Raw genomic sequence first — 25,877 nt, forward strand, 5'->3', positions numbered from 1 at the left:
GTCAGGCGGGGGCGGGCGGGCGGCGCCGGCGGGGTGGTCAGGCGCAGAGCTCGGAGGCGGTGACGGCGTGCAGGCCCTTGGCGGCCAGGGCGTCCAGGATCACCGGGAGGGCGGTGACGGTGCCCGGGTGGCCCATGTGCAGGGCGACCACCGAGCCGGGGCCGGCCGCCTTCAGCACCCGGTTCTGCACCGCCTCGGCGCCGGGGTCGGCGTAGTCGTGCGGGTCGATGTCGAAGGACAGGACGTGCTGGTAGCCGACCTGCCGGGCCTGCTCGCGGATCATCGCGTTGGCGAACTGGGTCGCCGAGGGGCGGAACCAGCGGCCGATCGAACCGGTCAGCCGGTTCAGGCGCTCCGCGCACTGCGCTATCTCGTCGTGCGCCTGCTGCGGGCGCATCGAGGAGATGTCCAGGTGGTTCTGGGTGTGGTTGCCGAGCTCGTGGCCGCCGGACAGGATCCGCTCCGCCATCTGCGGCTGCTGGTCCAGCCAGCTGCCGACCGCGAGGACGGTCAGCCGGGCTCCGCGCTGCTCGGCGGCGGTCAGCAGCGCGGTGGCGATCGCCGGGTCGCCCTGGCCGTGGAAGGTCAGCGCGACGTTCGGCCGGGTGCGCGGCCCCGTCACCACCTCCTCCGGGGTGCCCGCCGCGAGCGGCGGCAGCGCGAAGGTCGCCGTCGGCGTCGGGCTGGGGCTCGGCGTGACCGGCTCCGGCGATTCGGCCAGGTGCGTCGGCTGCGGGCGGGCCGCCATCGAGGAGGCCTCGGCGGTCGCGTGGTCGGAGGCGTCGCCGCAGGCCGCGACGAGGCCGCCCGCCGCGGTGAGCGCGGCGAGCCGGGCGGTGGAACGCAGCACGCTGCGCCGGTCGACAGTCATCGCCGCCCACCCTATGCGCAGTTGTCGACCCGCATACAAACGCCCGCCCCCGGACGAGTGGCGTTCAGGCGACGGGCGCCGCGGGTTCGGCTGACGCGGCTGACGGGGTGTCGGGCGGCACGGGAGCGGGGCGGGGCGCGGCCGGTGCGGGCGGCGTCCGGGTGGGCCCGGCCAGCAGGGCCAGGGTGACCAGGGCGGCGCCGAGGAACTGGACGGGTGTGGGCGTGACGGAGGTGAGGAGGGCACCGGACAGGGTGGCGGTGAGCGGGAGCAGACCGCCGTACAGGCCCGCGTGGTCCGGGGTGAGGCGGGTCAGCGCGGAGTACCAGAGCAGGAACGCGCCGCAGGTCAGCGGGAGGGCGAGGTAGAGCAGCGCGAGGACCTCGGCGGTGGTGGGTGCGCGCAGCGGGCCGGGGGAGAGCAGGGCGGCGACGGCGAACAGCGGGACGGCGAGGGCGGTGGTGTAGGCGGAGACCCGGACCGGGCCGAGGCGGGGCAGCAGCGGGACGGCGAGCAGCGAGAAGGCGGCCTCGCAGAGCAGGGTGCCGGTGGCGCAGAGCAGGCCGGTCAGGTCGCCGGAGCCGTAGCCCTGGGTGAGCGCGGCGCCGACCACGACCACCGCGGCCGACGGCGGGCCAGCAGCGGGCCGAGCACGCCGAGCAGCAGCGGGGTGCAGCCGACGACGCTGCCGACCACCGCGGCGTCCGTGTGCCGCAGGGCGGTCACCAGCAGCAGGTTGAAGGCGAGCAGCCCGGTCGCGGCCAGCGCGAGCAGCAGGCCGAGTTCCCGGCCCGTCAGCCGGCCGGGCAGCGGGCCCTGGCGGCGGGCCAGCGGGAGCAGCACCGCGGCGGCCAGCGTGTAGCGCAGGGCCTGACCGGCGGCGACCGGGTACGCGCTGAAGGCGGCGGTGACGCCGGTCGAGCAGCCGAGCAGGGTCATCGCGGCGGCGGCACGCAGCGCGCCGGCCGTCGCGGGGGCCGGGGAGGGGATGGGGGTGGGCGGCATGTCTGTCACGCTAGGCAACGGGTGGTCCGGTTCCCAGGACCAGTCGGCGTCCGGTGGAGAGGACCAATTCGGCGGGGCCCGGACGGTCCGCGGTCGGTGGAGAGGGCGGGTGGATGCGGGTGCGTGAGCTGCTGATCGTGCTGGACCACGGGCGCGGTGAGCTCACCGGGCAGCTCACCCGGGCGCTGCGGGAGGCGGTCCGGGACGGGCGGTTGGCGGCCGGGGCGCGGCTGCCGGCGACGCGGGTGCTCGCCGCCGAACTCGGCGTCTCGCGCGGCGTGGTGGTCGAGGCGTACGAGCAACTGGCCGCGGAGGGCTACCTGGTGGGGCGCCAGGGTTCCGGGACCCGGGTCGCGGCGGGGGTCGGCGGTGCGCGGGCGGACGGGCCGGTGGCCCCGGAGGCGGCGGTGCCCGCGTACGACCTGATGCCGGGGACGCCCGACCTCGGGCTGTTCCCGCGGGCGGCGTGGGCGGCGGCGGTGCGGCGGGCGCTGCAGACGGCGCCCCACCGGGATCTCGGGTACGGGGACCCGGCCGGACTGCCGCGGCTGCGCGGGGAGTTGGCGTCCTACCTGGGCCGGGTGCGGGCGGTGGCCGCCGGGGTGGAGCGGACGATGGTGGTGGCGGGTGTCGGGCAGAGCCTGTCGCTGTTGGTCGGGGTGCTGGCCGGGCACGGGTACCGGCGGATCGCGGTGGAGGACCCCGGTTCGCCCGGCGCGGTGGAGCTGCTGCGCGCCCACGGGGTCGACCCGATCGGTGTGCCGGTCGACGAAGAGGGCCTGATGGTGCGCGAGTTGGCGGCGAGCGGCGCGGACGCGGTGCTGGTCACCCCGGCGCACCAGTATCCGACCGGGGTGGTGCTGTCCGCGCGGCGGCGCACCGAACTCGCCGCCTGGGCGCGGGCCGGCGGGCTGGTGATCGAGGACGACTACGACGCCGAGTTCCGCTACGACCGCGAACCCGTGGGCGCCGTCCAGGGGTTGGCGGTGGAGCGGACCGTCTACCTCGGCTCGCTCAGCAAGACCCTGGCGCCCGGGCTGCGGCTCGGCTGGGCGGTCCTGCCGGGCCGGCTCGCCGCGGAGTTCCGGGAGGCCAAGCGGTACGCCGACCTCGGCACCGGGGCGGTCGACCAACTCGCCTTCGCCGCACTGCTGGAGAGCGGCGGCTACGACCGGCACCTGCGCGCCGTCCGCCCCCGCTACCGGGCCCGTCGCGACGCGCTGGTCACCGCCCTCGGCGTCCACCTGCCGCAGGTCGAACTACGCGGCGTCGCCGCCGGGTTGCACCTGTACGCGGAGCTCCCCGACGGGCTCGACGAAGCCGCGCTGGTGGCCGCCGCGCTGCGCCGCGGGGTGCGGGTCGCCGCGGTCGCGCCGAGCCGGATCACCCCCGGGCCCGGGGCGATCGCCCTCGGCTACGCGGGCGTCGCCGAGCAGCGGCTGGCACAGGCGGCGGCGCTGCTCGGGGCGGCGGCCGCCGCCGTGCTCGGCTGAGGGTGCTTGCGGCTGTGCTCGGCTGACGGTGCGTGCGGCCGTGCCCGGCTGATGGTGCGTGCGGCTGTGCCCGGCTGAGGGTGGGTGTGTCAGGGGCTGTTCAGGGCCGTGGTCTTGAGTACGGCCAGGGCGGCCAGGAAGGCGAACACCAGGACGACGCCGACCAGTTGGACCGCGTTGCGCTGCTGCCGCGGCGCGTAGGCCAGCGCGTAGCCGGTGGTCAGGCCGGTGACCAGGCCGCCGAGGTGGCCCTCCCAGGAGGTGAAGCCCGCCGAGATGACCATCCAGATCACGAAGGTGACCATCAACTGGCTTCCGCCGAGCGGGTCGTAGTGCATCCGGCGGCTCAGCACGAAGTAGCCGCCGGCCAGGCCGAAGATCGCGCCGGACGCGCCCAGCGAGGGCTGGGTGGGCGCGACCAGGTAGGCGAAGACCGAGCCGCCGAGACCGGAGAGCAGGTACAGCGCGCTGAAACGGAGCACGCCGAGGCGCTCCTCCACCACCCGGCCGAGTATCCACAGCCAGTACATGTTGAACAGGATGTGGGTGATCCCGAACAGCCCGGAGGTGGGCTGCAGGTGCAGGAAGGTGCCGGTGATCAGCCGGTACCACTCGCCGTGCGCCACGCCGATGGCGGTGAAGCCCGACGGGGTGTACGGGAGGTTGTTGACGTAGTGCTGCCCGTCCGGACCGAGCAGCGCGGTGCCCAGCACGTCGAAGTGGTCGACGATCTCCGGGCGGGCCAGCTCCAGCAGGTAGGCGATCACGTTCAGCGCGATCAGTACGATGGTCGCCCACGGCGTCGCGCTGATCCGCCCGCCGAACGCCGTCCGGGCCTGCCGCACGCTCTGGTGCCCGGACTTCACGCACTCCACGCACTGGTATCCGACCGCGGCGTCCTTGCGGCAGTCCGGGCAGACGTTGCGGTCGCAGCGGGTGCACCGCACGTACGACTCGCGGTCCGGGTGCCGGAAACAGGTCTGCGGCTGCGCCTCGGGAGCGGGTGCCCCCTCGGCGGCGTGCGTGGCGTCCATGGCAAGGCCCTCCCCTTGACGGCGCCGCCAGGCCAGGTCCGACGCCGGACCGGCCACCGACCGGAGGTCCGCGGCGAAACGGCGCTCACCCTAGGGCATCGCGCGGACGGGTGAACGGCGGGGTGGCCGATCGACGTGCAGCTCAGCGCCTCTGCGCTATGGGCCGCGCTCCTTGGGCAGCTCGTCCCGGGGCGCTTCTCGGGGGCGGTCAGCGGACGGCGCTGAGCACCACGAACTTCGGGTTGCCCGCCACCAGGCGGGAGTTGCCGAAGATCCGGCGGAGCTTCACGTGGTAGGCGAGGTGGCGGTTGCCGACCACCCGGAGCTCGCCGCCCGGGCGCAGCACGCGGCGGGCGCCGGTGAACATCCGCCAGGCGATCGCGTCGGTGGTGGCCTGGTGGGAGTGGAACGGCGGGTTGAGGAGCACCACGTCCGCCGAGGCGGAGGGCACGTCGGCGAGGCCGTCGCCGACCTGGAAGTCGGCCTTCGCGTCCGGCCCGAGGTTGCCGCGGAAGGTCTCCTCGGCGGACGCCACGGCCTGGAACGACTCGTCGAGGAAGAGGAGTTCGGCCTGCGGCTCGGCCAGCGCGGCGGCCGTGCCGACGATGCCGTTGCCGCAGCCGAGGTCCACCACCCGCTGCCCGGCGCGCAGTTCGGGCAGGTGCTGGAGGAAGAACCGGGTGCCGATGTCGAGCCGGTCGGCGCAGAACACGCCCGCCTGGTTGGCGACCTGACGGTCCGACAACACGCCGATGCCGTCCGGCAGCCGGTAGCGCAGCGGCCACGGGTTGGCGGCCCGCACGAGCTCCGGGTCCGGCGTGGTGTGGATCAGCCGGGCCTTGCGCACCGCCAGGGAGGTGCGGGTCGGGCCGAGCAGCCGCTCGAACAGCTGGAGCGTGGAGGTGTGGATCTCCGTCACCATGCCGGCGCCGACCACCACCGTGCCCGCGTGCAGCGACGGCGCGAGGCGGTGCAGCTGGTCCTCCAACAGCGCCAGGCTCTTCGGCACCCGGACCAGCAGGACGTCGATCCGCGGCGGCGGCGCGTCCTGGGTGGTGAGCAGCCGGACCCGGTCCGTGTCCGCCTTGTTGCGCTCCAGGTTGGCGGCGGTGGCGCGGGTCGCCAGGTAGGAGTCGGTGACCAGCGTCACCGTGGCGTCCGTGCGGGTGCCTGCGGCGTCTGCGGCGTCAGCGGCGTCTGCGCTGGTCAGGGCGATGGTGAGCGCGGTGGTGAGGGTGCCCCAGCGGTCGCCTAGCACCACCACCGTCCCGTCCAGCGGCACGGGGGCGGCGCCGTCCGGCCCGTGCAGGTGGCGGAGCAGGTACTCGTCGGCGGCGTCCCAGGCGCGCAGTTGCTCGCGCGGACTCACGGGGAACCGGGCCAGCTCGAGCTCGCCCCAGGCGGTGGTGAAGAGGTTCATCGTGCCTCCAGGCTAGCGGAGCGCGGCGGCGAGAAGGGCTGGTGGCGGGGCATGCGAGGCCCCGCGGGCAGCTGACGGTCCGTCACCGGGCCGCGGCACTGGACGCCAGCGGCTGACCTCGGCGGTGGACCTCGACCAGGTCGGGGGTCCCGGGGTCGGCCGCCACGAGATCACCTGTCGTCGATGAGGTCGTCGCGGGGGCAGGCGAGCCCGGGCGGCTGGCCCGCCGCTATGTGTACTGGCTGGCCGGGACGCGGGTGTCGCTGGTGGGCGACGCGGCGCTGGCGTGACCCTCGGCCGGCTGACCGCGACGACCGGCCCCGCCACCGCCCTGTGCGCCGCCCTCGGCTGCGCGACCGCAAGCGCGGGCCTGGCGTCGCCCCGCCTGCGGACGGCCCGTCAGCCAGCCCCCTGAGCCGGACACCCTCCCGCCTGGTTGCCCCGGGCGGTGGTGGATCATCGTGGCCCGGACACCGGAGGGAGCGGGCGGATGGACAGGTTCGAACGGGTGGCCGGTGCGGTGCTCGGTTCCGCCGTCGGTGACGCGTTGGGGGCACCCTTCGAGTTCGGGCCGGCCGGGATGTTCGGCGCGCGGTTCCCGCCGGTGGCGGACCCGGCGGACGCGGACGGTCCGGGTGAGTCGGAGATGTGCGGGGGCGGCGGGTGGGAACCCGGAGAGGCCACGGACGACACGCAGATGGCCGTGCACCTCGGCGAGTCACTCGTCGACGCGGGCGGGCTCGACCTGCCGGACGTCTTCGCGCGATTCCGGGCGTGGGCGGCCGGTGAGCCCAAGGACATCGGCATCCAGACCGAGTACGTCCTCACCAGCGGACTGCCCTGGGACCTCGCCGCCGCCGTCCACTTCAACAACGAACTGCGCGCCGCCGGAAACGGTGCGCTGATGCGGGCCACCACCGCCGCCGTCCGGTTCGCGCCGGAGGGCCGTGAGAAGACCATGGCGGCGGCCCGGCAGATCACCGCGCTCACCCACGGGGACGGCGCCGCGTGGGAGGGCACGGCGATCTACCACGAGCTGGTCCGGGTCGCCCTCGACGGCGAGGATCCGGTCGACGCCCTGCCCGCCGCGCTCGCCGCCGTCCGGGACGAACACCGCGAGCGCTACGCGCGGGTGCTCGCGTCGGACTGGGATCCCAGCCGGGCCACCGAGGCGAACGGGGCGGTCTGGCCCTGCCTCGGCTCCGCCGTCTGGGCGCTGCGCACCACCGGCAACTTCGCCGACGCCCTGCGCGCGGTCATCGACCTCGGCGGTGACACCGACACCACCGCTGCGGTGACGGGCGGTCTGGCCGGTGCGCGGTACGGCCGGGCGGCGATTCCGGCGCGCTGGTTGGCGCCGTTGCACGTTCCGCTGCCGCCGACCGGGCGCGTGCTGCGGGTCGGGGAGTTGACCCGGCTCGCTGCGGCGCTGGATCCGGAAGCCGGGCGGGTGAACTGACGCATCGTCAGTACTGGTGCTGCAGGGGTGCGGCGGCGGTGGTAGTGGGCGGCGAGGAGCGGACCAGGCGCTGAGGCTGAGGGCGATCACGTACCACCGTTCGGCGGGCGCGGTGTGAGGGGAGGGCCGCGTCGGATGTGGTGGGGCGTCAGTCGGCGGTGGTGAAGACCAGGCTGGCGTTGTGGCCGCCGAAGCCGAAGGCGTTGGTGAGGGCGGCGCGGGTGGTGAGGGGGCGGGGGGTGGTGGTGATGAGGTCGAGCGCGGCTGCGGGGTCGGGGTGGGCGAGGTTGCGGATGGCGGGGGCGAGGCCGTCGTGGAGGGCGCGGACGGTGGCCAGGGCGGCCAACGAGCCGGCGGCGCCGAAGAGGTGGCCGGTCATGGACTTGGTGGCGGTGACGGCGGGGCGGTGGGGGCCGAAGACGCGGCCGAGGCTGTCGGCCTCGGTGAGGTCGCCCTTGGGGGTCGAGGTGGCGTGGGCGTGGACCAGCCCGATCGCCTCGGCGGGCAGCGCGGCGTCGGCGAGGGCGCGGCGCATCGCCCGGGCCTGGCCGTCGGGGTGGCCGGCGGTGATGTGGTGCGCGTCCGAGGTGACGGCGGCTCCGGCGAGCGCGGCGTAGGCGCGGCGGCCCGCCGCGTGGGAGGCGCGTTCCAGCACCAGGACGGCGGCGCCCTCGCCGATCACGAAGCCGTCCCGGTCCAGGTCGAACGGGCGGGAGGCGTGGGCCGGGTCGTCGTTGCGCAGCGAGTGCGCGCGGGCCTGGGCGAACCCGGCCAGCGGCAGCGGGTGCAGGCACGCCTCGGTGCCGCCGGCGATCACCACGTCGGCCCGGCCGAGGCGGATCAGGTCGAGGCCGAGGGCGATCGCCTCCGCGCCCGAGGCGCAGGCGCTGACGGGGGTGTGGGCGCCGGCCCGGGCGCCGAGGTCGATGGAGACCCACGCGGCGGGCCCGTTGGCCATCAGCATCGGGACGGTGTGCGGCGAGACCTTGCGCACCCCGGAACGCTCCAGCACGTCGTTCTGCCCGAGCAGGGTGAGTGCCCCGCCCGTCCCCGTGCCGATCACCACCGCCAGCCGCTCCCCGTCGACGGCGGGCGCGCCGGCGTCCGCCCACGCCTCGCGGGCGGCGATCAGGGCGAGCTGCTCGCAGCGGTCCAGCCGGCGGGCCTCGACCCGGTCCAGCACCTCGGCGGGTTCGACGGCGAGCTGCCCGGCGATCCGGATCGGCAGGGCCTCGGCCCAGTCCCGTTCGAGCGGCCGGATGCCGTTCGCCCCGGCCAGCATCGCCGCCCAGGTGGCCTCGGCGGTCCCGCCGAGCGGGGTGGTGGCCCCGAGTCCGGTGACCAGGACGGGGGCGGTCTGCTGCTGCACTGGCGTCACTCCCTTTGTGGTGGCCGCACAATGATCCACTTCCCGGCGGATGCCCGGGGTGCGCGGCGATACCGACTCTGCCAGGGCAATCCGGCCAGGCCTGGTACCGGGCGACACCATGTCGCGCCGGGAAGGTCTGTGGAGACCTGACAGGTTTGGCTGACCGGTCGTCAGGGGAGCAGCCGGTCAGCCGGCGGCCAGGTAGGCGTGCAGCGCGGCGGCGAAGTTGTTCGGCGATCGCGCTCGGGGAACACGACCTGCGCTGGGCGAGCGCAGGCTCGCTGCTGGAGAACCGGCTCGGCAGCGGCTACGCCTTCGCGGCCACCGCCTTCGGCATCCGCGCCGAGACGGACCGCCCCGGCCCCGACACCGTCGAGGGCGTGCTCGCCACCCGGCCCGAGCCGCGCACCGTCATCGACCCGCGCCGCCTCGATGTGCCCGCACTGGCGCGGGAGTTGAGCCCGCGCGTGCCCGCCGACCACACCTACTTCGGCCTCGACCCGGCGACGCTCGACCGGCTGGACGCGGTGGTCTTCGTGCGCGAGATCCCCGCGCCGCGGCAGTGGTGGACCTGACGCCCGCACCGCGGGCCGGTCGGCGGCCGCGGGACGGGCGATACCCCCTGGCCGACCCGGCGCGGGTGGGGCAGGATGCAAACCGTGCGCCATCTGTGGGCCGGGCTGGCCGTCAACCCCGCACTGCCGCCCCGGGCGGTCGACCGGCTGATCGAGTACGCCGATCCGGAGCTCGCCGGTGAGCTGGCCGGTCGGCCGGACCTGACGCGCGGTCAGGTGGCTGCGCTGGCCGCCCTCGGCGAGGACGTGGCCGTGAAGCTCGCGCGCGCGGGTGCGCTGCTCGCGCAGGACGTCGATCCGCAGCGCCGGCCCCGCGCGGCCCTCGCCCTGCTGGAGGAAGGCCGGGCGCCGGTCGAATGGGCGCGGCGGCTCGCGGACCTGCCGGAGCTCCGGGCGGCCCTCGTCGCCTGCCCCGGGCTGCCCGCGGACGTCACCGCGCGCCTCGCCGAGGACGCCGACCCGGAGGTGGTCGCCGACCTCGGCTGGTACACCGTCGACCCGTCGGTCCTCACGCGGCTCGCCGCGCACCCGTCCACGCAGGTCAGGCGCGGCGCCGCCGCGAACGAGGCCACGCCGCCGGCCGTGCTCGCCGATCTGCTGGCCGACCGCCCGCCCGCGGGCAGCTGTCCGGTGTGCGAGCGGCACCCCGTCCCGTGGGCGCACGCACCCGACTGCCAGGACGTGGACTGCGGCCTGCCGCCCGGCGCGTACTGCGACGGCACCCACGCGTGGGCGCGGCAGGACATCCGGTTGCTGGTGCTCGGCAACCCCGCCGCGCCGACCGAGGCCGTCGCCCGGCACCTGGACGAACCCAGCCTGCTGCTGCGGATCGAGCTCGCCCGGCGGACCGACCTCGACGCCGCCGCGTACGCGCACCTCGCCGTCGACCCCGTCCCGTGGCTGCGGTGGACGATCGCGGAGAACCCGGCGGTCGGCGAGCCGCTGCTGCGCGTCCTCGCCGAGGACGACAGCGACGACGTGCGCCGCCGGGTCGCCCGCCATCCGCGCGTGCCGCTGGACGTCCTGGACCGGCTCGCCGGCACCGTCAAGCTCGGGCCGAACCTGGTGCAGCGGATCGCCGCCGCCACCGAGGAGGAGGTCCGGCAGCTGGCCGCCTCGCCCAACCCCGGGCTGCGGGTGCTGCTCGCCCAGCGGCGCGACCTGCCGGCGGACGTCCGCGACGCCCTGCTCGCCGACCGGGACGCGAAGGTCGCCGGCGCCATCGCCGGGCACCCCGGCCTGGAGGAGGCCCGGCTGCGGGACCTGCTCGCCCGGTTCGGCCGCCAGGTGGCCACCTCGATCGCGGCCAACCCCGAGGCGACGGCCGCACTGCTCGCCGAGATCGTCCGCGCCGAGAGCCCGAACGTCCGCGCGCTTCGGGCCGTCGCCGTGCACCCGCACGCCGACGGGGCCAGCCTGACGATCTGTCTCTCCGACCCCAAGGCCAAGCTGATCGCCGCCCGGCACCCCGCCCTCCCCCCGCAGATCCTCGCCTGGCTCCTCGACGACCCCGACGAGGCGGTCGCCGAAGCCGCCGCAGCCAACCCGGCACTGCCGGAGGAGGACCGCGAACGCCTGATGCCGTGAGCCGGCTCCCGCTTTCGGTGCCACTCGACGGCGGGTCAGAGCCGCCGTACGCGCAGGACGCCGGTCTGCATCGGCAGGGCGAACTCGCCGTGGGCGGTCTCGGGGCGGCCGGCGAGGTAGGCGCGGATCCGGCCCAGCGCGGCCGCGCGGTCCGGTTCCGGGAGGACGAGCATGCCGGCGCGGGTGGCGAGGGTGGCGGTGAGGGAGTCGGCGGTGCGGCGCTGGCCGTGCGGGAACGCGGACTGCTCGGGGGAGCCGAAGAGGGCGGGTGCGGCGGTCTTCGGGAGGTGCATGGCGGCGGTCGCGGCACGCCAGGCCGCCGGGGTGTCGCGGGGGCCGACGGCCGCGGGGCCGCTGACCCGGGCGAGGCCGGCGACCCAGTCGACCTCGTCGTCGAGGAGGTTCCACAACCCGGCCAGGACGCCGCCGGGGGAGAGGACCCGGGCGATCTCGGGGCCCGCGACGGCCATGTCGAACCAGTGCATCGCGTTGCCCGCCAGCACGGCGTCCACCGAGCCGTCCGGCAGCGGGATCGCCTCCGCACTGGCCGGCAGGGCGCGGACGGCCGGCAGCGCGCGGCGCAGCTCGGCGAGCATCGCGGGGTCGGGTTCGACGGCGGTCACCTCGATGCCGAGGGCGGCGAGCGTGGCGGTGAGCTTGCCCGTCCCGGCGCCCAGGTCGAGCACCCGCGGGCCCGGCGCGGGGTCGAGCGCCCAGCGCACGGCCGCCCGGGCGTAGTCCGGGCGGTGCTCGGCGTAGGCGAGGGCGGCGGACCCGAAGGACGAGGCGTGGGCTGACTGTTCGTCATGTTCCATGCGGACACGCTAGGCCGCAGAGCCGGGCGTGGACGAACGTTTGGGTACCTTGCATGAATGTTCCGTGGTGCGTATATTCATGCTGGGATTCAGGAGGGAATGTCATGGCTTTGCGAGTTGCCGTCGCCGGGGCGAGCGGGTACGCGGGCGGCGAGGTGCTGCGGCTGCTGCTGGGGCATCCGGAGGTCGAGATCGGGGCGCTGACCGGCGGATCGAACGCCGGGACGGGGTTCGGGGCGCTGCAGCCGCACTTGGTGGGCCTGGCCGACCGGGTGCTGGAGCCGACCAACGCGGAGACGCTGGGCGGGCACGACATCGTCTTCCTCGGTCTGCCGCACGGGCAGTCGGCGGAGGTGGCGGCACAGCTGGGCGAGGACGTCCTGGTGGTGGATCTGGGCGCGGACCACCGGCTGAAGTCGGCGGCGGACTGGGAGCAGTTCTACGGCTCCGCGCACGCCGGCACCTGGCCGTACGGGCTGCCCGAGCTGCCGGGCCACCGGCAGGCGCTGAAGGGCGCGAAGCGGATCGCCGTGCCGGGCTGCTACCCGACCGCGGTGTCGCTGGCGATGTACCCGATGTACGCGAACGCCCTGGTGGAGCCGGAGGCGGTGGTGGTCGCGGCGTCCGGGACCTCCGGCGCGGGCAAGGCCGCCAAGCCGCACCTGCTGGGCAGCGAGGTGATGGGCTCGATGAGCCCGTACGGCGTGGGCGGCGGGCACCGGCACACCCCGGAGATGGCGCAGAACCTGACCCCCCTGGCCGGCGAGATCGTGACCGTGTCGTTCACGCCGACGCTGGCGCCGATGCCGCGCGGCATCCTGGCCACCTGCTCGGCGAAGGCGAAGCCGGGGACCACGCAGGAGTCGCTGCGCGCCGCGTACGAGAGCGCCTACGGGGACGAGCCGTTCGTCCGCCTGCTGCCGGCGGGGCAGTGGCCGCACACCAGCTCGGTGTACGGCTCGAACGCCGCCCTGGTCCAGGTGGTGCTGGACGAGCACGCCGGGCGGGTGATCGCGATCAGCGCGATCGACAACCTGGTGAAGGGCACCGCGGGCGGCGCGGTGCAGAGCATGAACATCGCCCTCGGGCTGCCCGAGGAGCTGGGTCTTCCGCTGAACGGAGTCGCACCGTGACGAACGGTCGGAACGAGAACATCGGCGTCACCGCGGCGAAGGGCTTCCGCGCGGCCGGCGTCACGGCCGGGATCAAGGCGTCCGGCACCCCGGACCTCGCGCTGGTGGTCAACGACGGGCCGCAGCGCGCCGCGGCGGGCGTCTTCACCTCCAACCGGGTCAAGGCCGCGCCGGTGAAGTGGTCCGAGCAGGTGCTGAAGACCGGCGAGCTGGCCGCCGTCGTCCTCAACTCCGGTGGCGCCAACGCCTGCACCGGCCCCGAGGGGTTCCAGGACACGCACGCCACCGCGGAGAAGGTCGCCGCCGAGCTGGGCGTCGGGGCGATCGAGGTGGCGGTCTGCTCGACCGGCCTGATCGGCGTCCGGCTGCCGATGGACAAGCTGCTGCCCGGCGTCGAGCAGGCCGTGGCCGCGCTGTCGCCGACCGGCGGCGCCGGGGCCGCGATCGCCATCAAGACCACCGACACCGTGCACAAGACCGCCCAGGTCACCAGCCCGGCCGGGTGGACGGTCGGCGGCATGGCCAAGGGTGCGGGCATGCTCGCCCCGGGCCTGGCCACCATGCTGGTCGTGGTCACCACCGACGCCGTGGTCGACGCCGCGGGCCTGGACGCCGCGCTGCGCGCCGCCACCCGCACCACCTTCGACCGGGTCGACTCCGACGGCTGCATGTCCACCAACGACACGGTGCTGCTGCTGGCCTCCGGCGCCTCCGAAGTCGCGCCCGGGCAGGCCGAGTTCGCCGAGGCCGTGCGCACCGTCTGCGCCGACCTGGCACGGCAGCTGATCGGCGACGCCGAGGGCGCGTCCAAGGACATCCGGATCGACGTGCTGAACGCCGCCACCGAGGACGAGGCGGTCGAGGTGGCCCGCACCATCTCCCGCAACAACCTGCTCAAGTGCGCCATCCACGGCGAGGACCCCAACTGGGGCCGCGTGCTGTCCGCCATCGGCACCACCGCCGCCGCCTTCGACCCGGACCGCCTCGACGTCGCGATCAACGGCGTCTGGGTGTGCAAGGACGGCGGCGTCGGCGAGGACCGCGAGCTGGTGAGCATGAAGGACCGCGAGGTCGTCATCACCGCCGACCTGAAGGCCGGTCAGGCCGCCGCCACCGTGTGGACCAACGACCTGACCGCCGACTACGTGCACGAGAACAGCGCCTACTCCAGCTGACCCGGGGGACGAGGGACCAGTGCAGATCGCACCCAAGGGCGAACAGGCCCGCAGCAACGCCGCGCTGCCCAAGGCGCGCACCCTGATCGAGGCGCTCCCCTGGCTGGAGCGTTTCCACGGCAAGACCGTGGTGATCAAGTTCGGCGGCAACGCCATGGTCGACGAGGAGCTGAAGGCCGCCTTCGCCCAGGACGTGGTCTTCCTCCGCTATGCCGGCCTGCACCCCGTGGTGGTGCACGGCGGCGGCCCGCAGATCAGCGCCCAGCTCGACAAGCTCGGCCTGGAGTCCTCGTTCACCGCGGGCCTGCGGGTCACCACCCCCGAGACCATGGACGTGGTCCGGATGGTGCTCGCCGGGCAGGTCCAGCGCGAACTGGTCGGCCTGCTCAACGAGCACGGCCCGTTCGCGGTCGGCATGACCGGCGAGGACGCGCACACCATGACCGCGGTCAAGCGCTACGCCGTGGTCGACGGCGAGCAGGTCGACATCGGCCTGGTCGGCGACATCGTCAACATCGAGGCCGGCGCGGTGAAGGCGCTGATCGCCGACGGCCGCATCCCGGTGATCTCCTCGATCGCCCGCGGCGCCGACGGCCACGTCTACAACATCAACGCCGACACCGCCGCCTCCGCCATGGCGGTCGCGCTCGGCGCCGAGATGCTGGTGGTGCTCACCGACGTCGAGGGCCTGTACAAGGACTGGCCGAACTCCGACGACGTGATCAGCCAGCTGACGGCCAGTGAGCTGGACGAGATGCTGCCCGGCCTGGCCACCGGCATGCTCCCCAAGATGGAGGGCTGCCTGCGCGCCGTCCGCTCCGGCGTCGGCACCGCGCGCGTGCTGGACGGCCGGGTGCAGCACAGCCTGCTGCTGGAGATCTTCACCGACGAGGGCATCGGCACCATGGTGGTGCCCGACGACGAGGCGACCGTACTGGGGGGCCTGGCATGAGCAACGCATCGATCACCGAGCGGTACCAGCACACGCTGATGCACAACTACGGCACGCCGCGGATCCCGCTGGTGCGCGGCGAGGGCGCGCTGCTCTGGGACGCCGACGGCAAGGAGTACCTGGACCTGGTCGGCGGCATCGCGGTCAACGCGCTGGGCACCGCCCACCCGGCGATCGTCGAGGCGGTCACCGCGCAGATCTCCACCCTGGGCCACGTCTCCAACCTGTTCATGGCCGAGCCGACCGTCCGACTCGCCGAGAAACTGGTCGAGTTGGCGGGCCGCCCGGGCCGGGTGTTCTTCTGCAACTCCGGCGCCGAGGCCAACGAGGCCGCCTTCAAGATCTCCCGGCTGACCGGCCGCACCCACCTGGTCTCGGTCGAGGGCGCGTTCCACGGCCGCACCATGGGCGCGCTCTCGCTGACCGCCCAGCCCGCCAAGCAGGACCCGTTCCGCCCGCTGCCCGGCGACGTCACGCACGTCCCGTTCGGCGACGTCGAGGCGCTGCGGCAGGCCGTCACCACCGACACCGCCGCGGTCTTCCTGGAGCCCATCCAGGGCGAGAACGGCGCCATTCCGCTGCCCGACGGCTACCTGCGGGCGGCCCGCGAGATCACCCGCGCCACCGGCACCCTGCTGGTCCTGGACGAGATCCAGACCGGCGTCGGCCGCACCGGCCACTGGTTCGCGCACCAGGCGTACGACGGCGTCGACCCGGACGTCGTGACCCTCGCCAAGGGCCTCGGCGGCGGCCTGCCGATCGGCGCCGTGCTCGCCTTCGGCGACGCCGCCGAACTGCTGAGCCCGGGTCAGCACGGCACCACCTTCGGCGGCAACCCGGTGGTCGCCGCCGCCGGACTCGCCGTGCTGCGCACCATCGAGGAGCAGGGCCTGCTGGAGCACGCCGCCAAGCTCGGCGAGCGGCTGCGCGTGGGCGTCGAGGCGATCGGCGACCCGCTGGTCGACCACGTCCGCGGCAAGGGGCTGCTGCTCGGCATCGTGCTGACCGCGTCGGTCGCCGCCCAGGTGCAGGCCGCCGCGCAGGACGCCGGGTTCCTGGTCAACGCGGCCGTGGCGGACGCGGTGCGGCTGGTCCCGCCGATGATCCTCACCGAGGAACAGGCCGACGCCTTCGTCGCCGCGCTGCCCGCGATCCTCCGAACGGTCCGCGAATCCGCCCCCGGCGCGAACAGCTGAGCGTCTTTCAGGAGAATCATCAGTTATGACCGCACCTCGTCCTGAGCCCACGCCGCCCGCCGGCCCGTCGCAGCAGGTCCCGCAGACCCGCACCGCGCGCCACCGGCGGATCGTGGACCTGCTGACCCGCCAGGCCGTCCGCTCGCAGAGCCAGCTCGCCAAGCTGCTCGCCGACGACGGACTGGTGGTCACCCAGGCCACGCTCTCCCGGGACCTGGACGAACTCGGCGCGGTGAAGATCCGCAACCGGGACGGCGCCCTGATCTACGCCGTCCCGGCCGAGGGCGGCGACCGCACCCCGCGCGCCCCGATGGGCGAGTCCGCCAGCGAGGCCCGGATGGCCCGGCTGGCGGGCGAGCTGATGGTCTCCGCCACCGCCTCCGGCAACCTGGTGGTGCTGCGCACCCCGCCGGGCGCGGCGCAGTTCCTGGCGTCCGCGATCGACGCCGCCGAGGTCTTCGAGGTCATCGGCACCATCGCCGGCGACGACACCGTGCTGCTGATCAGCCGCGACGCGGCCGGCGGGCAGGCGCTCGCCGACCACCTGATGCAACTGGCCCAGGCCAAGTCCGGGTAGCGCGTCCGCCGCGCGCCCGCCGGCACCGGTTTGTGAAACTCATACGCGGTCGTGCATACTTATGCCTAACGCCGCATGGAACCTTTGTAGTGAATGGGAGATAGCCGTGACCGAGCGCGTCGTACTCGCCTACTCGGGCGGTCTGGACACGTCCGTCTGCATCGGCTGGATCGCCGAGGAGACCGGCGCCGAGGTCATCGCCGTCGCGGTCGACGTCGGCCAGGGCGGCGAGGACCTCGAGGTGATCCGCCAGCGCGCCCTCGACTGCGGCGCCGTCGAGGCCGAGGTCGCCGACGCCCGCGACGAGTTCGCCAACGAGTACTGCCTGCCGGCCCTCAAGGCCAACGCCCTGTACCAGGGCCAGTACCCGCTGGTCTCCGCGCTGTCCCGCCCGGTGATCGTCAAGCACCTGGTCGCCGCCGCGCAGAAGCACGGCGCCACCACGGTCGCGCACGGCTGCACCGGCAAGGGCAACGACCAGGTCCGCTTCGAGGTCGGAATCCAGTCGCTGGCCCCGAGCCTGAAGTGCATCGCCCCGGTCCGCGACTACGCGATGACCCGCGACAAGGCGATCGCCTTCGCGGAGGCCAAGAACCTCCCGATCGTGACCACCAAGAAGAACCCGTACTCGATCGACCAGAACGTCTTCGGCCGCGCCGTCGAGACCGGCTTCCTCGAGGACATCTGGAACGCCCCGATCGAGGACGTCTACGAGTACACCCAGAACCCGGCCACCCCCCGCGAGGCCGACGAGGTCGTCATCACCTTCGAGGCCGGCGTCCCGGTCGCGATCGACGGCCGCAAGGTGACCGTCCTGCAGGCCATCGAGGAGCTCAACAAGCGCGCCGGCGCCCAGGGCATCGGCCGGCTCGACATGGTCGAGGACCGCCTGGTCGGCATCAAGTCCCGCGAGATCTACGAGGCCCCCGGCGCGATCGCCCTGATCACCGCCCACCAGGCCCTGGAGAACGTCACCGTCGAGCGCGAACTCGCCCGCTACAAGCGGCAGGTCGAGCAGCGCTGGGCCGAACTGGTCTACGACGGCCTGTGGTTCTCCCCGCTCAAGCGCGCCCTGGACGGCTTCGTCAACGAGGCCAACCAGCACGTCTCCGGCGAGATCCGGATGGTCCTGCACGGCGGCCGCGCGGTGGTCAACGGCCGCAAGTCCGACCAGTCGCTGTACGACTTCAACCTCGCCACCTACGACACCGGCGACACCTTCGACCAGTCCATGTCCAAGGGCTTCATCGAGATCTTCGGCATGTCCTCGAAGATCGCCGCCCGCCGCGACCTGGCCTGATCCACCGTCACCACCCGCCCCGGCCACCCGCGGTGGCCGGGGCGCCGCCACACTTACAGCACTTGAAGGAGCCCCACGCGATGACCGCCGAACAGCCCGCAGACGTCCGCCTCTGGGGCGCGCGCTTCGCCGACGGCCCCTCCGAGGCCCTCGCCAAGCTCTCCGCCTCGGTCCACTTCGACTGGCGGCTCGCCCCCTACGACATCGCCGGCTCCAAGGCCCACGCGCGCGTCCTGCACAAGGCCGGCCTGCTCAGCGACGAGGAACTGGCCGGCATGCTGGCCGGGCTGGACCAGCTGCTGGCCGACGTGGAGTCCGGCGCGTTCGTCGGCACGGTCGCCGACGAGGACGTGCACACCGCCCTGGAGCGGGGCCTGCTGGAGCGGCTCGGCGCCGACCTCGGTGGCAAGCTGCGGGCCGGGCGCTCGCGCAACGACCAGATCGCCACCCTGTTCCGGATGTACCTGCGCGACCACGCGAAGACCATCGGCGGCCTGATCCTCGACCTCCAGCACGCCCTGGTCGGCCTCGCCGAGGCGCACCCCGACACGGCGATGCCCGGCCGCACCCACCTGCAGCACGCCCAGCCGGTGCTCTTCGCCCACCACGTCCTCGCCCACGTCCAGGCCCTCGGCCGGGACGCCGAGCGGCTGCGCCAGTGGGACACCCGCACCGCCGTCTCGCCGTACGGCTCCGGCGCGCTGGCCGGCTCCTCGCTCGGCCTCGACCCGCAGGCCGTCGCCGCGGACCTCGGCTTCGAGCGCGGTTCGGTCGGCAACTCCATCGACGGCACCGCCTCGCGCGACTTCGTCGCCGAGTTCGCCTTCGTCACCGCGATGATCGGCATCAACCTCTCGCGGATCGCGGAGGAGATCATCATCTGGAACACCAAGGAGTTCGGCTTCATCACGCTGCACGACGCCTTCTCCACCGGGTCGTCGATCATGCCGCAGAAGAAGAACCCCGACATCGCGGAGCTCGCCCGCGGCAAGTCCGGCCGCCTGATCGGCAACCTGACCGGCCTGCTGGCGACCCTGAAGGCGCTCCCCCTCGCCTACAACCGCGACCTCCAGGAGGACAAGGAGCCGGTCTTCGACTCCTGCGACACGCTCGAAGTCCTGCTCCCCGCCTTCACCGGCATGGTCGCCACCCTGACCGTCCACCGCGAGCGCCTCGAAGAACTCGCCCCGGCCGGCTTCTCGCTCGCCACCGACATCGCCGAATGGCTGGTCAAGCAGGGCGTCCCGTTCCGCGTCGCCCACGAGGTGGCCGGCGCCTGCGTCAAGGTCTGCGAGGCCGAGGGCATCGAGCTGTCCGACCTGACGGACGCCCAGTTCGCCGCGGTCTCCCCGCACCTGACCCCGGAGGTCCGCTCGGTCCTCTCCGTCCACGGCGCCATCGCCTCCCGCAACGGCCGCGGCGGCACCGCACCGTCCGCCGTCGCGGTGCAGCTCGCCGAGATCAAGGCCGACCTGGCGACCCAGCAGGACTGGGTGGGCTGAACGCCGACTTCGCTGCACGCCGGACCGGTTGACACACCGTCAGCCGGTCCGGTGATGTGCGTGTGGCCGGCGCCCCGCCTGGATACGACCGGTGTCGCGACTCTGCGGGACCTCGCGGACGGGAGGACTGGCAGGGGCTCCGAGGGGCGGAACTGCGAGGCGGCGGCCGGGCGCCGGGGAGACCTCCGCGCGACCGGACCTGTCGCGCCCTGTGGCCCTGTCCGCCACGCACCCCCGCCGTTCCCCGGGCCCCTGGGCTCGCCCGGGCGCCTGGCTTCGCCCGGGCTTGAGGTTCCCCGAGCCGGGTGGGGCGGTTCGGCCTAGCCTGGTGGCATGGCCAAAGCAGCCATGGCGCTAGCCGAAGGGTTCCGGGGCGAGATCGTGGTGCCCGGGGACGCGGGGTACGACGCGGCGCGGGCGGTGTGGAACGGGGCGGTGGACCGGCGACCGGAGGTGGTGGCGCGGTGCACCGGGGTCGCGGACGTGCTGCAGGCGGTGGCGGTGGCCCGGGAGCACGGGTTGCTGGCGGCCGTGCGGGGCGGGGGGCACAGTGTCGCGGGGCTGGGGGTCTGCGACGGGGGGATGGTGATCGACCTGTCGCAGTTGCGCGGCGTCCGGGTGGATCCGTCGCGGCGGATCGCGCGGGCGCAGCCGGGGGTGGTGTGGGGCGGGTTCGACCACGAGACGCAGGCGTTCGGGCTGGCGACGCCGGGGGCGCCGTGGTCGGCGGCGGGGATCGCGGGGGTGACGCTCGGCGGGGGGCTGGGCTGGCTGGCCCGGGCGTACGGGCTGACCTGCGACAACCTGCTGGAGGCGGACGTGGTGACCGCCGAGGGGCGGCTGCTGACGGTGAACTCGGCGTCACATCCGGACCTGTTCTGGGGAATTCGCGGGGGCGGCGGCAACTTCGGGGTGGTCACCTCGTTCACGTACCGGCTGCACAAGGTGGGGCCGCACGTGCTGTGCGGGGCGGTGTACCTGCCGGCCGAGGTGCTGGCGCCGACGGTGGCGGCGGTGCGGGACTTCATGGCGACGGCGCCGGACGGGCTGACGGTGTGTTGCGAGTTCGGGCGCGCCCGGGCCGCGGCGCACCTGCCGGAGAGGTACCGGGAGCGGACGCTGGTGCGGGTGGGGATGTGCTGGGCGGGCCGGGCGGACCGCGGGCGGGAGGTGGTGGCGCCGCTGCGGGCGCTGCCGGGCGTGGTGGCGGACACCGTGCAGACCCGGCCGTACACGCTGTGGCAGCAGATGCTGGATCCGGGGCGCGGCCCTGGCGCGGGGAACTACGGGCGCAGCGAGTTCCTGTCGGTGCTGGACGGGGCGGCGATCGACCGGCTGGCGGAGCACGTGGCGGCGATGGGCTCGCCGTACTCGGACGTGCAGTTGGCGTTCCTGGGCGGGGCGATCGCCCGGGTCGGGCCGGAGGACACCGCGTACACCTACCGGACGGCGCCGTACCTGCTGAACGTGCTGGCGCGCTGGGAGCGCGGGTCGGGGGAGCGGGAGGTGGCGTGGGCGCGGCGGTTCTGGCAGGCGATGCGTCAGTTCTCCTCGGGCGGGGTGTACGTGAACCTGCTGGGGCAGGAGGGGCAGCCGCGGGTGGTGGAGGCGTACGGGCTGGCGAAGTACGAGCGGCTGGTCGCCTTGAAGGACCGGTACGATCCGGGGAATCTCTTCCGGGTCAACCAGAACATCCGGCCGAGCGCCTGACGGTGTGTGGAGGTTCTGCGCCGGCCGGGTGTGGCGCTCGCCACGTTGGGGCGTCCGGAAGATTGAGAACAGTGGTCTCCTGGGTAGAGCGGTGGCGAACGTCTCCTTGACGGTCGCCCGGCTGCCCGGATACTGAGCGTGACAGTCCCCGGACGCCGGACCACCGTCGGGCGGGACGCGTCGCGCTAGCCCCGGGCCGGGCCGATCCCCGCCCGGGCACACCTCGGACAGGAGACCGGTGCGAGACCCTCACTCGCGCGCGCCGGGCACTTAACGATGGGGAGGCCCCCGCACATGGGCATGAGTGTGATCATCGCAGCGGCACGACCGGATGAAGCGGAGCAGATTCTCAAGCTCCAGTACCTCGGCTACCAGAGCGAGGCGGAGCTGTACAGCGACTGGACCCTGGACCCGCTGACCCAGACCCTGGAGAGCCTCCAGGTGGAACTGGCCGAGCACCGGGTGCTGGTGGCCCGGCTCGGCGACGAGGTGGTCGGCACCGTACGCGGCTGGGTGGACGAGGCCGGCGTCGGGCAGATCGGCCGGCTGGTGGTGCATCCGCGGATGCAGCGGCACGGCCTGGGCCGGCGCCTGCTGGCCGCGATGGAGGCGCTACTGACCGAGGACGGCGCGAGCGGCGGCTTCGAGCTGTTCACCGGCCACCGCAGCCTCGGCAACCTGCGGCTGTACCAGCGCCTGGGCTACCGCGAGACCGAGGTGCGCGAGGTGTCCCGGCGGCTGTCGATCGTGACGATGGCCAAGCCCGTGGCGGCCTCACTGGCGGCCTGAAACCGTGACTGCGGCGCCCGACCCGAACGAGGGGTCGGGCGCCGCAGTGCTTGTCCTGCAAGGGCCGTGTCCACTATCCGGACGCCGTTTCCCGGAAACTGGGACGTGGACCAATTGTCTGATTTACTTGCTTCCATGACCTCGACGATGACATGCACCCCGACCGGCGCGACGCCGGCAGGTGAGCGACGCATGTGCCGTCGAATGTGTTGTCGCTGAGAGCCTTCGCCCAGCGCCTGCTGACGTCCCGTCCGCTGATGACTCGTTAGGGCCACGCCCACGCGCGGCCCGCCCGACCGGCGGCCATGATCGACACGACGGCAGGAACCACCTCTTCCCCGGGCCCCGCGGGTGCCCGACCCCGCCATTGCCGCGGACGCCCCACCGGCGGTCCGCCGAGGACAAACGGAAGCAGCTGTGATCACCACCAAGGGCCTGACCAAGGTCTACCGCTCCCGCGGCCGCGAGGTCCGCGCGCTGGACGACGTGGACCTGCACGTTCAACCGGGCGAGGTCTACGGCGTCGTCGGCACCAGCGGCGCCGGCAAGTCCACCCTGATCCGGTGCGTCAACCTGCTGGAGCGCCCCACCGCGGGCAGCGTCACCGTGGACGGCGTGGAGCTGACCGCGCTCTCCGGCGGCGAGGAGCGGGCCGGGCGCGAACTGCGCGAGGCCCGCCGCCGGATCGGCATGGTCTTCCAGCACTTCAACCTGCTCGCCTCGCGCACCGTCCAGCAGAACGTCGAACTGCCGCTGGAGATCATCGGCCTGGACCGCCGCGAGCGCCGCCGCAAGGCCGCCGAACTGCTCGACCTGGTCGGCCTCGCCGACAAGGGCCGCAGCTACCCCAGCCAGCTCTCCGGCGGCCAGAAGCAGCGCGTCGGCATCGCCCGTGCGCTGGCCGGCGACCCCAAGGTGCTGCTCTCCGACGAGGCCACCAGCGCCCTCGACCCGGAGACCACCCGCTCGATCCTCAAGCTGCTGCGCGAGCTCAACGAGCGGCTCGGCCTGACCGTGCTGCTGATCACCCACGAGATGGAGGTGATCAAGTCGGTCTGCGACTCCGCGGCGCTGATGCGCGGCGGCAGGGTCGTCGAGTCCGGCCGGCTCACCGATCTGCTCGCGGACGGCCGCTCGCAGATCGCCCGGGACCTGTTCCCGCTCGGCGACTTCGCCTCCGGCCACGTCGGCCGCACCGTCCTGGAGATCACCTTCCAGGGCGACGCCCCGGCCCAGCCGTTCGTCTCCCAGCTCGCCCGCACCTACCAGATCGACATCAACATCCTCGGCGCCGCGGTGGAGACCATCGCAGGCCGGATGGTCGGCCGGATGCGGGTCGAACTGCCCGGCAGCCACACCGACAACGTGGTGCCGATCGGCTACCTGCGCGAGCAGGGCCTGCAGGTGGACGTCCTCGACCCGGCGAACGGAGCGGCGGCATGACCTGGGACCAGATGTGGGAACTGATGTGGCCCGCCACCTGGGAGACCCTCGGGATGGTCGGCATCGCCACCGTCGCCACCATCGTGATCGGGCTGCCGCTCGGCCTGCTGCTGGTGCTCACCGACCGGGGCGGGCTGCTGCAGAACCTCGCGGTCAGCCGGGTGCTCGGCGTGATCGTCAACGTCGGACGGTCGATCCCGTTCATCATCCTGATCATCGCGCTGATCCCGTTCACCCGGTGGCTGGTCGGCACCACGCTCGGCTGGCAGGCCGCCAGCGTGCCGCTCGCCATCGGCGCGATCCCGTTCTTCGCCCGGCTGGTGGAGACCTCCGTCCGCGAGGTCGACCCCGGACTGGTCGAGGCGCTCAAGGCGATGGGCGCCGGCACCGCCACCATCGTCCGCAAGGCCCTGCTGCCCGAGGCGCTGTCCTCGCTGGTCGCCTCCCTCACCACCACCGTCATCGCGCTGATCGGCTACTCCGCGATGGCCGGCGCGGTCGGCGGCGGCGGGCTCGGCAACCTCGCCGTCACCTACGGCTACCTGCGGTTCGAGACCGCCTTCATGTGGGTGATCGTCGCCGAGATCGTGATCATCGTGACGGTCCTGCAGACCGTCGGCGACTTCACCGCCCGCCGGCTCTCCCACCGCGGCGACTACCGCAGCCCGCTGGCGATGTTCCGCAGCGCCACCGCCAAGCCGGACGACACCGAGGAAGACCTGCTCTCCTCGCACTGACTTCCCGCCCCCACCAGGGACGGGCACCCCGGCCCCACCAGGGCCGTACGCAACCCGCAGAAAGGCACTTTTCGTGCGTAACGTTCTGAAGACCACCGCCGTCACCGCCACCGCCGCCGGACTCGCCCTGGCGCTCGCCGCCTGCTCGTCCGGATCCTCCGGCTCCGGGGCCTCCGCCGACCCCAACAAGGCGCTGACCGTCGTCGCCAGCCCCACCCCGCACGCCCAGATCCTCCAGTACGTGAAGGACAATCTGGCGGCGAAGGCCGGGCTCAACCTCGACATCAAGGTGGTCACCGACTACGTGACCCCCAACACCTCGGTCCAGGACGGCTCCGCGGACGCCAACTACTTCCAGCACCAGCCCTACCTCGACGACTTCAACAAGAAGCAGGGCACCAGCATCGTCGCCGTCGAGCCGGTGCACCTGGAGCCGCTCGGCCTGTACTCCAAGAAGGTCAAGTCGCTCGGCGAGCTCGCCAACGGCGCCCAGGTCGCCGTCCCCAACGACGCCACCAACGAGGGCCGGGCGCTCAAGCTGCTCGCCGACAACAACGTCATCACCCTCAAGTCCGGCGCCGGCACCACCGCCACCGTCCAGGACATCGCCTCCAACCCGAAGAACCTCAAGTTCAAGGAGCTGGAGGCGGCCCAGCTGCCGCGCGCCCTGGCCGACGTCGACGCCGCCGTCATCAACGGCAACTACGCGCTCGAGGCCAACCTCAAGCCCGCCACCGACGCGATCGCCCTGGAGAAGGCCGAGGGCAACCCCTACGCCAACATCCTGGCCGTCAAGAAGGGCCACGAGAACGACCCGCGGGTGCAGAAGCTCGCCGAGCTGCTGCACTCCGCCGAGGTGAAGAAGTACATCGACGACACCTTCCAGGGCTCGGTCATCCCGGCGTTCTGACCCGCCCTCAGCACCGCCCCGCAGCGCCCCCGGCAGACCGCCGGGGGCGCTGTCCTGACGAGCCGTCGGGTGTAATGCCGGTACGCTGGCACGCCCGAGGGAGGGCGGGGCGTACGGTGTGTCCACGACCCGGCGAGGAGAGACGGCATGGTTGCGAGCTTCCCCGAGACAGCCATCAGCACCGAACGGCTGCTGCTGCGCGCCCTTGAGGACCACGACGCCGCCAGCCTGGCCGCGCTGCTGGCCGACGAACTCGTCCAGACCTGGACCGCCCACCACGGCCCCGACCCCGAGGCCCGCGCCCGGGAACTGATCACCCGTCAGGCTCCCGCCCGGCGCACCGAGGGCCGCGGAATCGTTTTCGCCGTCACCGAGCACCTCACCCAGCGGATGGTCGGCCTGCTCGAACTCGACCGCACCGACTGGCAACTGCGCAGCACCGAACTCCAGATCGTCACCGCCCCCTGGGCCCGCGGCGAGGGCTACGCCCCCGAAGCCGTCTCCGGCACCGCCCAGTGGCTGTTCGAGGACCGCGGCTTCCTCCGCCTGGAGATGCGCACCGCGGCCGGCAACACCGCCGCCCAGCAGGTCGCCCAGAAGACCGGCGCGATCAGCGAGGGCGTGCTGCGCAGCGCCGGCATAGTCCACGGCGGCGAATGGGGCCCCGGACCGGCGGAACGCACCGACCTGATCCTCTGGAGCCTGCTCCCCGAGGACCTCGACCCGCCCGCCCGCACCCACCCCGGCGACCGCCGCCACGCCCTGCGCCACTGACCGGGCCGTCGACCGGCGAGGGGACGAATCGCGCGGCAGTGCGTCGCACAC

24 protein-coding genes are annotated in these 25,877 nt (G+C 73.7%); 17 read left to right on the forward strand and 7 right to left on the reverse strand.

The window, feature by feature from the left end; translation table 11 throughout:
* Positions 1-37: 37 nt before the first annotated feature.
* The 3 genes from AB0K51_RS13530 to AB0K51_RS13540 all read right to left on the reverse strand — a co-directional run bounded on the left by AB0K51_RS13530 (position 38) and on the right by AB0K51_RS13540 (position 1,876).
* On the reverse strand, positions 38-871 hold the full coding sequence (locus AB0K51_RS13530; protein ID WP_363453899.1) for a polysaccharide deacetylase family protein: 834 nt from the start codon (positions 869-871) through the stop codon (positions 38-40).
* 64 nt (positions 872-935) lie between these two features.
* Entirely contained in the window at positions 936-1,490 is a 555-nt protein-coding gene (locus tag AB0K51_RS13535; protein WP_363453901.1) for an EamA family transporter, read from the reverse strand.
* Positions 1,439-1,876: an EamA family transporter gene (locus tag AB0K51_RS13540; protein ID WP_363453903.1), complete on the reverse strand. Its 438-nt coding sequence runs from the start codon at positions 1,874-1,876 to the stop codon at positions 1,439-1,441. The genes AB0K51_RS13535 and AB0K51_RS13540 overlap by 52 nt, the downstream gene beginning before the upstream one ends.
* A 113-nt stretch (positions 1,877-1,989) precedes the next feature.
* On the opposite strand from AB0K51_RS13540, the gene AB0K51_RS13545 reads away from it, so the two are divergent.
* Positions 1,990-3,369 carry a PLP-dependent aminotransferase family protein gene (locus AB0K51_RS13545; RefSeq protein WP_363453905.1) on the forward strand — a complete coding sequence of 460 codons (1,380 nt, stop codon included), beginning with the start codon at positions 1,990-1,992 and terminating at the stop codon, positions 3,367-3,369.
* A gap of 89 nt (positions 3,370-3,458) precedes the next feature.
* On the opposite strand, the gene AB0K51_RS13550 is transcribed toward AB0K51_RS13545, so the two are convergent.
* Together AB0K51_RS13550 and AB0K51_RS13555 are read right to left on the reverse strand one after the other, a co-directional pair.
* Positions 3,459-4,403, reverse strand: a complete 945-nt coding sequence (locus AB0K51_RS13550) for a rhomboid family intramembrane serine protease (RefSeq protein WP_363453907.1) — start codon at positions 4,401-4,403, stop codon at positions 3,459-3,461.
* Between the two features lie 208 nt (positions 4,404-4,611).
* A complete protein-coding gene (locus AB0K51_RS13555) occupies positions 4,612-5,823 on the reverse strand; it encodes a methyltransferase (RefSeq protein ID WP_363453909.1) in 1,212 nt (403 codons plus the stop codon).
* Between the two features lie 490 nt (positions 5,824-6,313).
* Between AB0K51_RS13555 and AB0K51_RS13560 the strand changes: the two genes are divergently transcribed.
* On the forward strand, positions 6,314-7,282 hold the full coding sequence (locus tag AB0K51_RS13560) for an ADP-ribosylglycohydrolase family protein (protein WP_363453911.1): 969 nt from the start codon (positions 6,314-6,316) through the stop codon (positions 7,280-7,282).
* Between the two features lie 148 nt (positions 7,283-7,430).
* Here the strand turns inward: AB0K51_RS13560 and AB0K51_RS13565 are convergent, their stop codons facing one another.
* Positions 7,431-8,651, reverse strand: a complete 1,221-nt coding sequence (locus AB0K51_RS13565; RefSeq protein WP_363453913.1) for a beta-ketoacyl-[acyl-carrier-protein] synthase family protein — start codon at positions 8,649-8,651, stop codon at positions 7,431-7,433.
* A gap of 155 nt (positions 8,652-8,806) precedes the next feature.
* Between AB0K51_RS13565 and AB0K51_RS13570 the strand changes: the two genes are divergently transcribed.
* Together AB0K51_RS13570 and AB0K51_RS13575 are read left to right on the forward strand one after the other, a co-directional pair.
* A complete protein-coding gene (locus AB0K51_RS13570) occupies positions 8,807-9,226 on the forward strand; it encodes a hypothetical protein (RefSeq protein WP_363453915.1) in 420 nt (139 codons plus the stop codon).
* Between the two features lie 84 nt (positions 9,227-9,310).
* Positions 9,311-10,813 carry a hypothetical protein gene (locus tag AB0K51_RS13575; RefSeq protein ID WP_363453917.1) on the forward strand — a complete coding sequence of 501 codons (1,503 nt, stop codon included), beginning with the start codon at positions 9,311-9,313 and terminating at the stop codon, positions 10,811-10,813.
* 35 nt (positions 10,814-10,848) lie between these two features.
* Here the strand turns inward: AB0K51_RS13575 and AB0K51_RS13580 are convergent, their stop codons facing one another.
* Positions 10,849-11,628 carry a class I SAM-dependent methyltransferase gene (locus AB0K51_RS13580; RefSeq protein WP_363453919.1) on the reverse strand — a complete coding sequence of 260 codons (780 nt, stop codon included), beginning with the start codon at positions 11,626-11,628 and terminating at the stop codon, positions 10,849-10,851.
* A 104-nt stretch (positions 11,629-11,732) separates the two neighbouring features.
* On the opposite strand from AB0K51_RS13580, the gene argC reads away from it, so the two are divergent.
* The 13 genes from argC (at position 11,733) to AB0K51_RS13645 (ending at position 25,826) form a co-directional block, all read left to right on the forward strand.
* The gene (gene argC / locus AB0K51_RS13585; RefSeq protein WP_363453921.1) at positions 11,733-12,761 is read left to right on the forward strand and encodes an N-acetyl-gamma-glutamyl-phosphate reductase; all 1,029 of its coding nucleotides are present in this window, start codon (positions 11,733-11,735) and stop codon (positions 12,759-12,761) included.
* Positions 12,762-12,781: 20 nt separating this feature from the next.
* Positions 12,782-13,936, forward strand: a complete 1,155-nt coding sequence (gene argJ, locus AB0K51_RS13590; protein ID WP_363454051.1) for a bifunctional glutamate N-acetyltransferase/amino-acid acetyltransferase ArgJ — start codon at positions 12,782-12,784, stop codon at positions 13,934-13,936.
* Positions 13,937-13,955: 19 nt separating this feature from the next.
* Positions 13,956-14,888 (forward strand): acetylglutamate kinase, encoded by a 933-nt coding sequence (gene argB, locus AB0K51_RS13595; protein WP_363453923.1) that lies wholly within the window; start codon positions 13,956-13,958, stop codon positions 14,886-14,888.
* A complete protein-coding gene (locus AB0K51_RS13600; protein WP_363453925.1) occupies positions 14,885-16,084 on the forward strand; it encodes an acetylornithine transaminase in 1,200 nt (399 codons plus the stop codon). Before argB ends, AB0K51_RS13600 begins: the two co-directional genes overlap by 4 nt.
* Before the next feature lie 25 nt (positions 16,085-16,109).
* Positions 16,110-16,661, forward strand: a complete 552-nt coding sequence (locus AB0K51_RS13605; RefSeq protein WP_363453927.1) for an arginine repressor — start codon at positions 16,110-16,112, stop codon at positions 16,659-16,661.
* Positions 16,662-16,767: 106 nt separating this feature from the next.
* Positions 16,768-17,961, forward strand: a complete 1,194-nt coding sequence (locus tag AB0K51_RS13610) for an argininosuccinate synthase (RefSeq protein ID WP_363453929.1) — start codon at positions 16,768-16,770, stop codon at positions 17,959-17,961.
* Positions 17,962-18,041: 80 nt separating this feature from the next.
* Positions 18,042-19,463, forward strand: coding sequence for an argininosuccinate lyase (argH, locus tag AB0K51_RS13615; RefSeq protein ID WP_363453931.1), 1,422 nt, complete (start codon positions 18,042-18,044; stop codon positions 19,461-19,463).
* 333 nt (positions 19,464-19,796) lie between these two features.
* The gene (locus AB0K51_RS13620) at positions 19,797-21,173 is read left to right on the forward strand and encodes an FAD-binding oxidoreductase (RefSeq protein WP_363453933.1); all 1,377 of its coding nucleotides are present in this window, start codon (positions 19,797-19,799) and stop codon (positions 21,171-21,173) included.
* Positions 21,174-21,467: 294 nt separating this feature from the next.
* Entirely contained in the window at positions 21,468-21,962 is a 495-nt protein-coding gene (locus tag AB0K51_RS13625; RefSeq protein ID WP_363453935.1) for a GNAT family N-acetyltransferase, read from the forward strand.
* 417 nt (positions 21,963-22,379) lie between these two features.
* A complete protein-coding gene (locus AB0K51_RS13630; RefSeq protein WP_363453937.1) occupies positions 22,380-23,405 on the forward strand; it encodes an ATP-binding cassette domain-containing protein in 1,026 nt (341 codons plus the stop codon).
* A complete protein-coding gene (locus AB0K51_RS13635; protein ID WP_363453939.1) occupies positions 23,402-24,142 on the forward strand; it encodes a methionine ABC transporter permease in 741 nt (246 codons plus the stop codon). The genes AB0K51_RS13630 and AB0K51_RS13635 overlap by 4 nt, the downstream gene beginning before the upstream one ends.
* 73 nt (positions 24,143-24,215) lie before the next feature.
* Complete coding sequence (locus AB0K51_RS13640; protein ID WP_363453941.1) at positions 24,216-25,052, forward strand: MetQ/NlpA family ABC transporter substrate-binding protein; 837 nt, start codon at positions 24,216-24,218, stop codon at positions 25,050-25,052.
* Positions 25,053-25,199: 147 nt separating this feature from the next.
* Positions 25,200-25,826, forward strand: a complete 627-nt coding sequence (locus AB0K51_RS13645) for a GNAT family protein (protein WP_363453943.1) — start codon at positions 25,200-25,202, stop codon at positions 25,824-25,826.
* Positions 25,827-25,877 lie beyond the last annotated feature (51 nt).

This window comes from Kitasatospora sp. NPDC049285 (genome assembly GCF_040678815.1).
Classification (GTDB): domain Bacteria; phylum Actinomycetota; class Actinomycetes; order Streptomycetales; family Streptomycetaceae; genus Kitasatospora.

Coding starts and splice junctions, on each gene's coding strand:
- argH (WP_363453931.1), top strand. CDS start 18,042: ATGACCGCCGAACAGCCCGCAGACGTCCGCCTCTGGGGCGCGCGCTTC.
- AB0K51_RS13530 (WP_363453899.1), bottom strand. CDS start 871: ATGACTGTCGACCGGCGCAGCGTGCTGCGTTCCACCGCCCGGCTCGCC.
- AB0K51_RS13550 (WP_363453907.1), bottom strand. CDS start 4,403: ATGGACGCCACGCACGCCGCCGAGGGGGCACCCGCTCCCGAGGCGCAG.
- AB0K51_RS13620 (WP_363453933.1), top strand. CDS start 19,797: ATGGCCAAAGCAGCCATGGCGCTAGCCGAAGGGTTCCGGGGCGAGATC.
- AB0K51_RS13560 (WP_363453911.1), top strand. CDS start 6,314: ATGGACAGGTTCGAACGGGTGGCCGGTGCGGTGCTCGGTTCCGCCGTC.
- AB0K51_RS13540 (WP_363453903.1), bottom strand. CDS start 1,876: ATGCCGCCCACCCCCATCCCCTCCCCGGCCCCCGCGACGGCCGGCGCG.
- AB0K51_RS13600 (WP_363453925.1), top strand. CDS start 14,885: ATGAGCAACGCATCGATCACCGAGCGGTACCAGCACACGCTGATGCAC.
- AB0K51_RS13555 (WP_363453909.1), bottom strand. CDS start 5,823: ATGAACCTCTTCACCACCGCCTGGGGCGAGCTCGAGCTGGCCCGGTTC.
- AB0K51_RS13605 (WP_363453927.1), top strand. CDS start 16,110: ATGACCGCACCTCGTCCTGAGCCCACGCCGCCCGCCGGCCCGTCGCAG.
- AB0K51_RS13625 (WP_363453935.1), top strand. CDS start 21,468: ATGGGCATGAGTGTGATCATCGCAGCGGCACGACCGGATGAAGCGGAG.
- AB0K51_RS13580 (WP_363453919.1), bottom strand. CDS start 11,628: ATGGAACATGACGAACAGTCAGCCCACGCCTCGTCCTTCGGGTCCGCC.
- AB0K51_RS13545 (WP_363453905.1), top strand. CDS start 1,990: ATGCGGGTGCGTGAGCTGCTGATCGTGCTGGACCACGGGCGCGGTGAG.
- AB0K51_RS13635 (WP_363453939.1), top strand. CDS start 23,402: ATGACCTGGGACCAGATGTGGGAACTGATGTGGCCCGCCACCTGGGAG.
- AB0K51_RS13645 (WP_363453943.1), top strand. CDS start 25,200: ATGGTTGCGAGCTTCCCCGAGACAGCCATCAGCACCGAACGGCTGCTG.
- argC (WP_363453921.1), top strand. CDS start 11,733: ATGGCTTTGCGAGTTGCCGTCGCCGGGGCGAGCGGGTACGCGGGCGGC.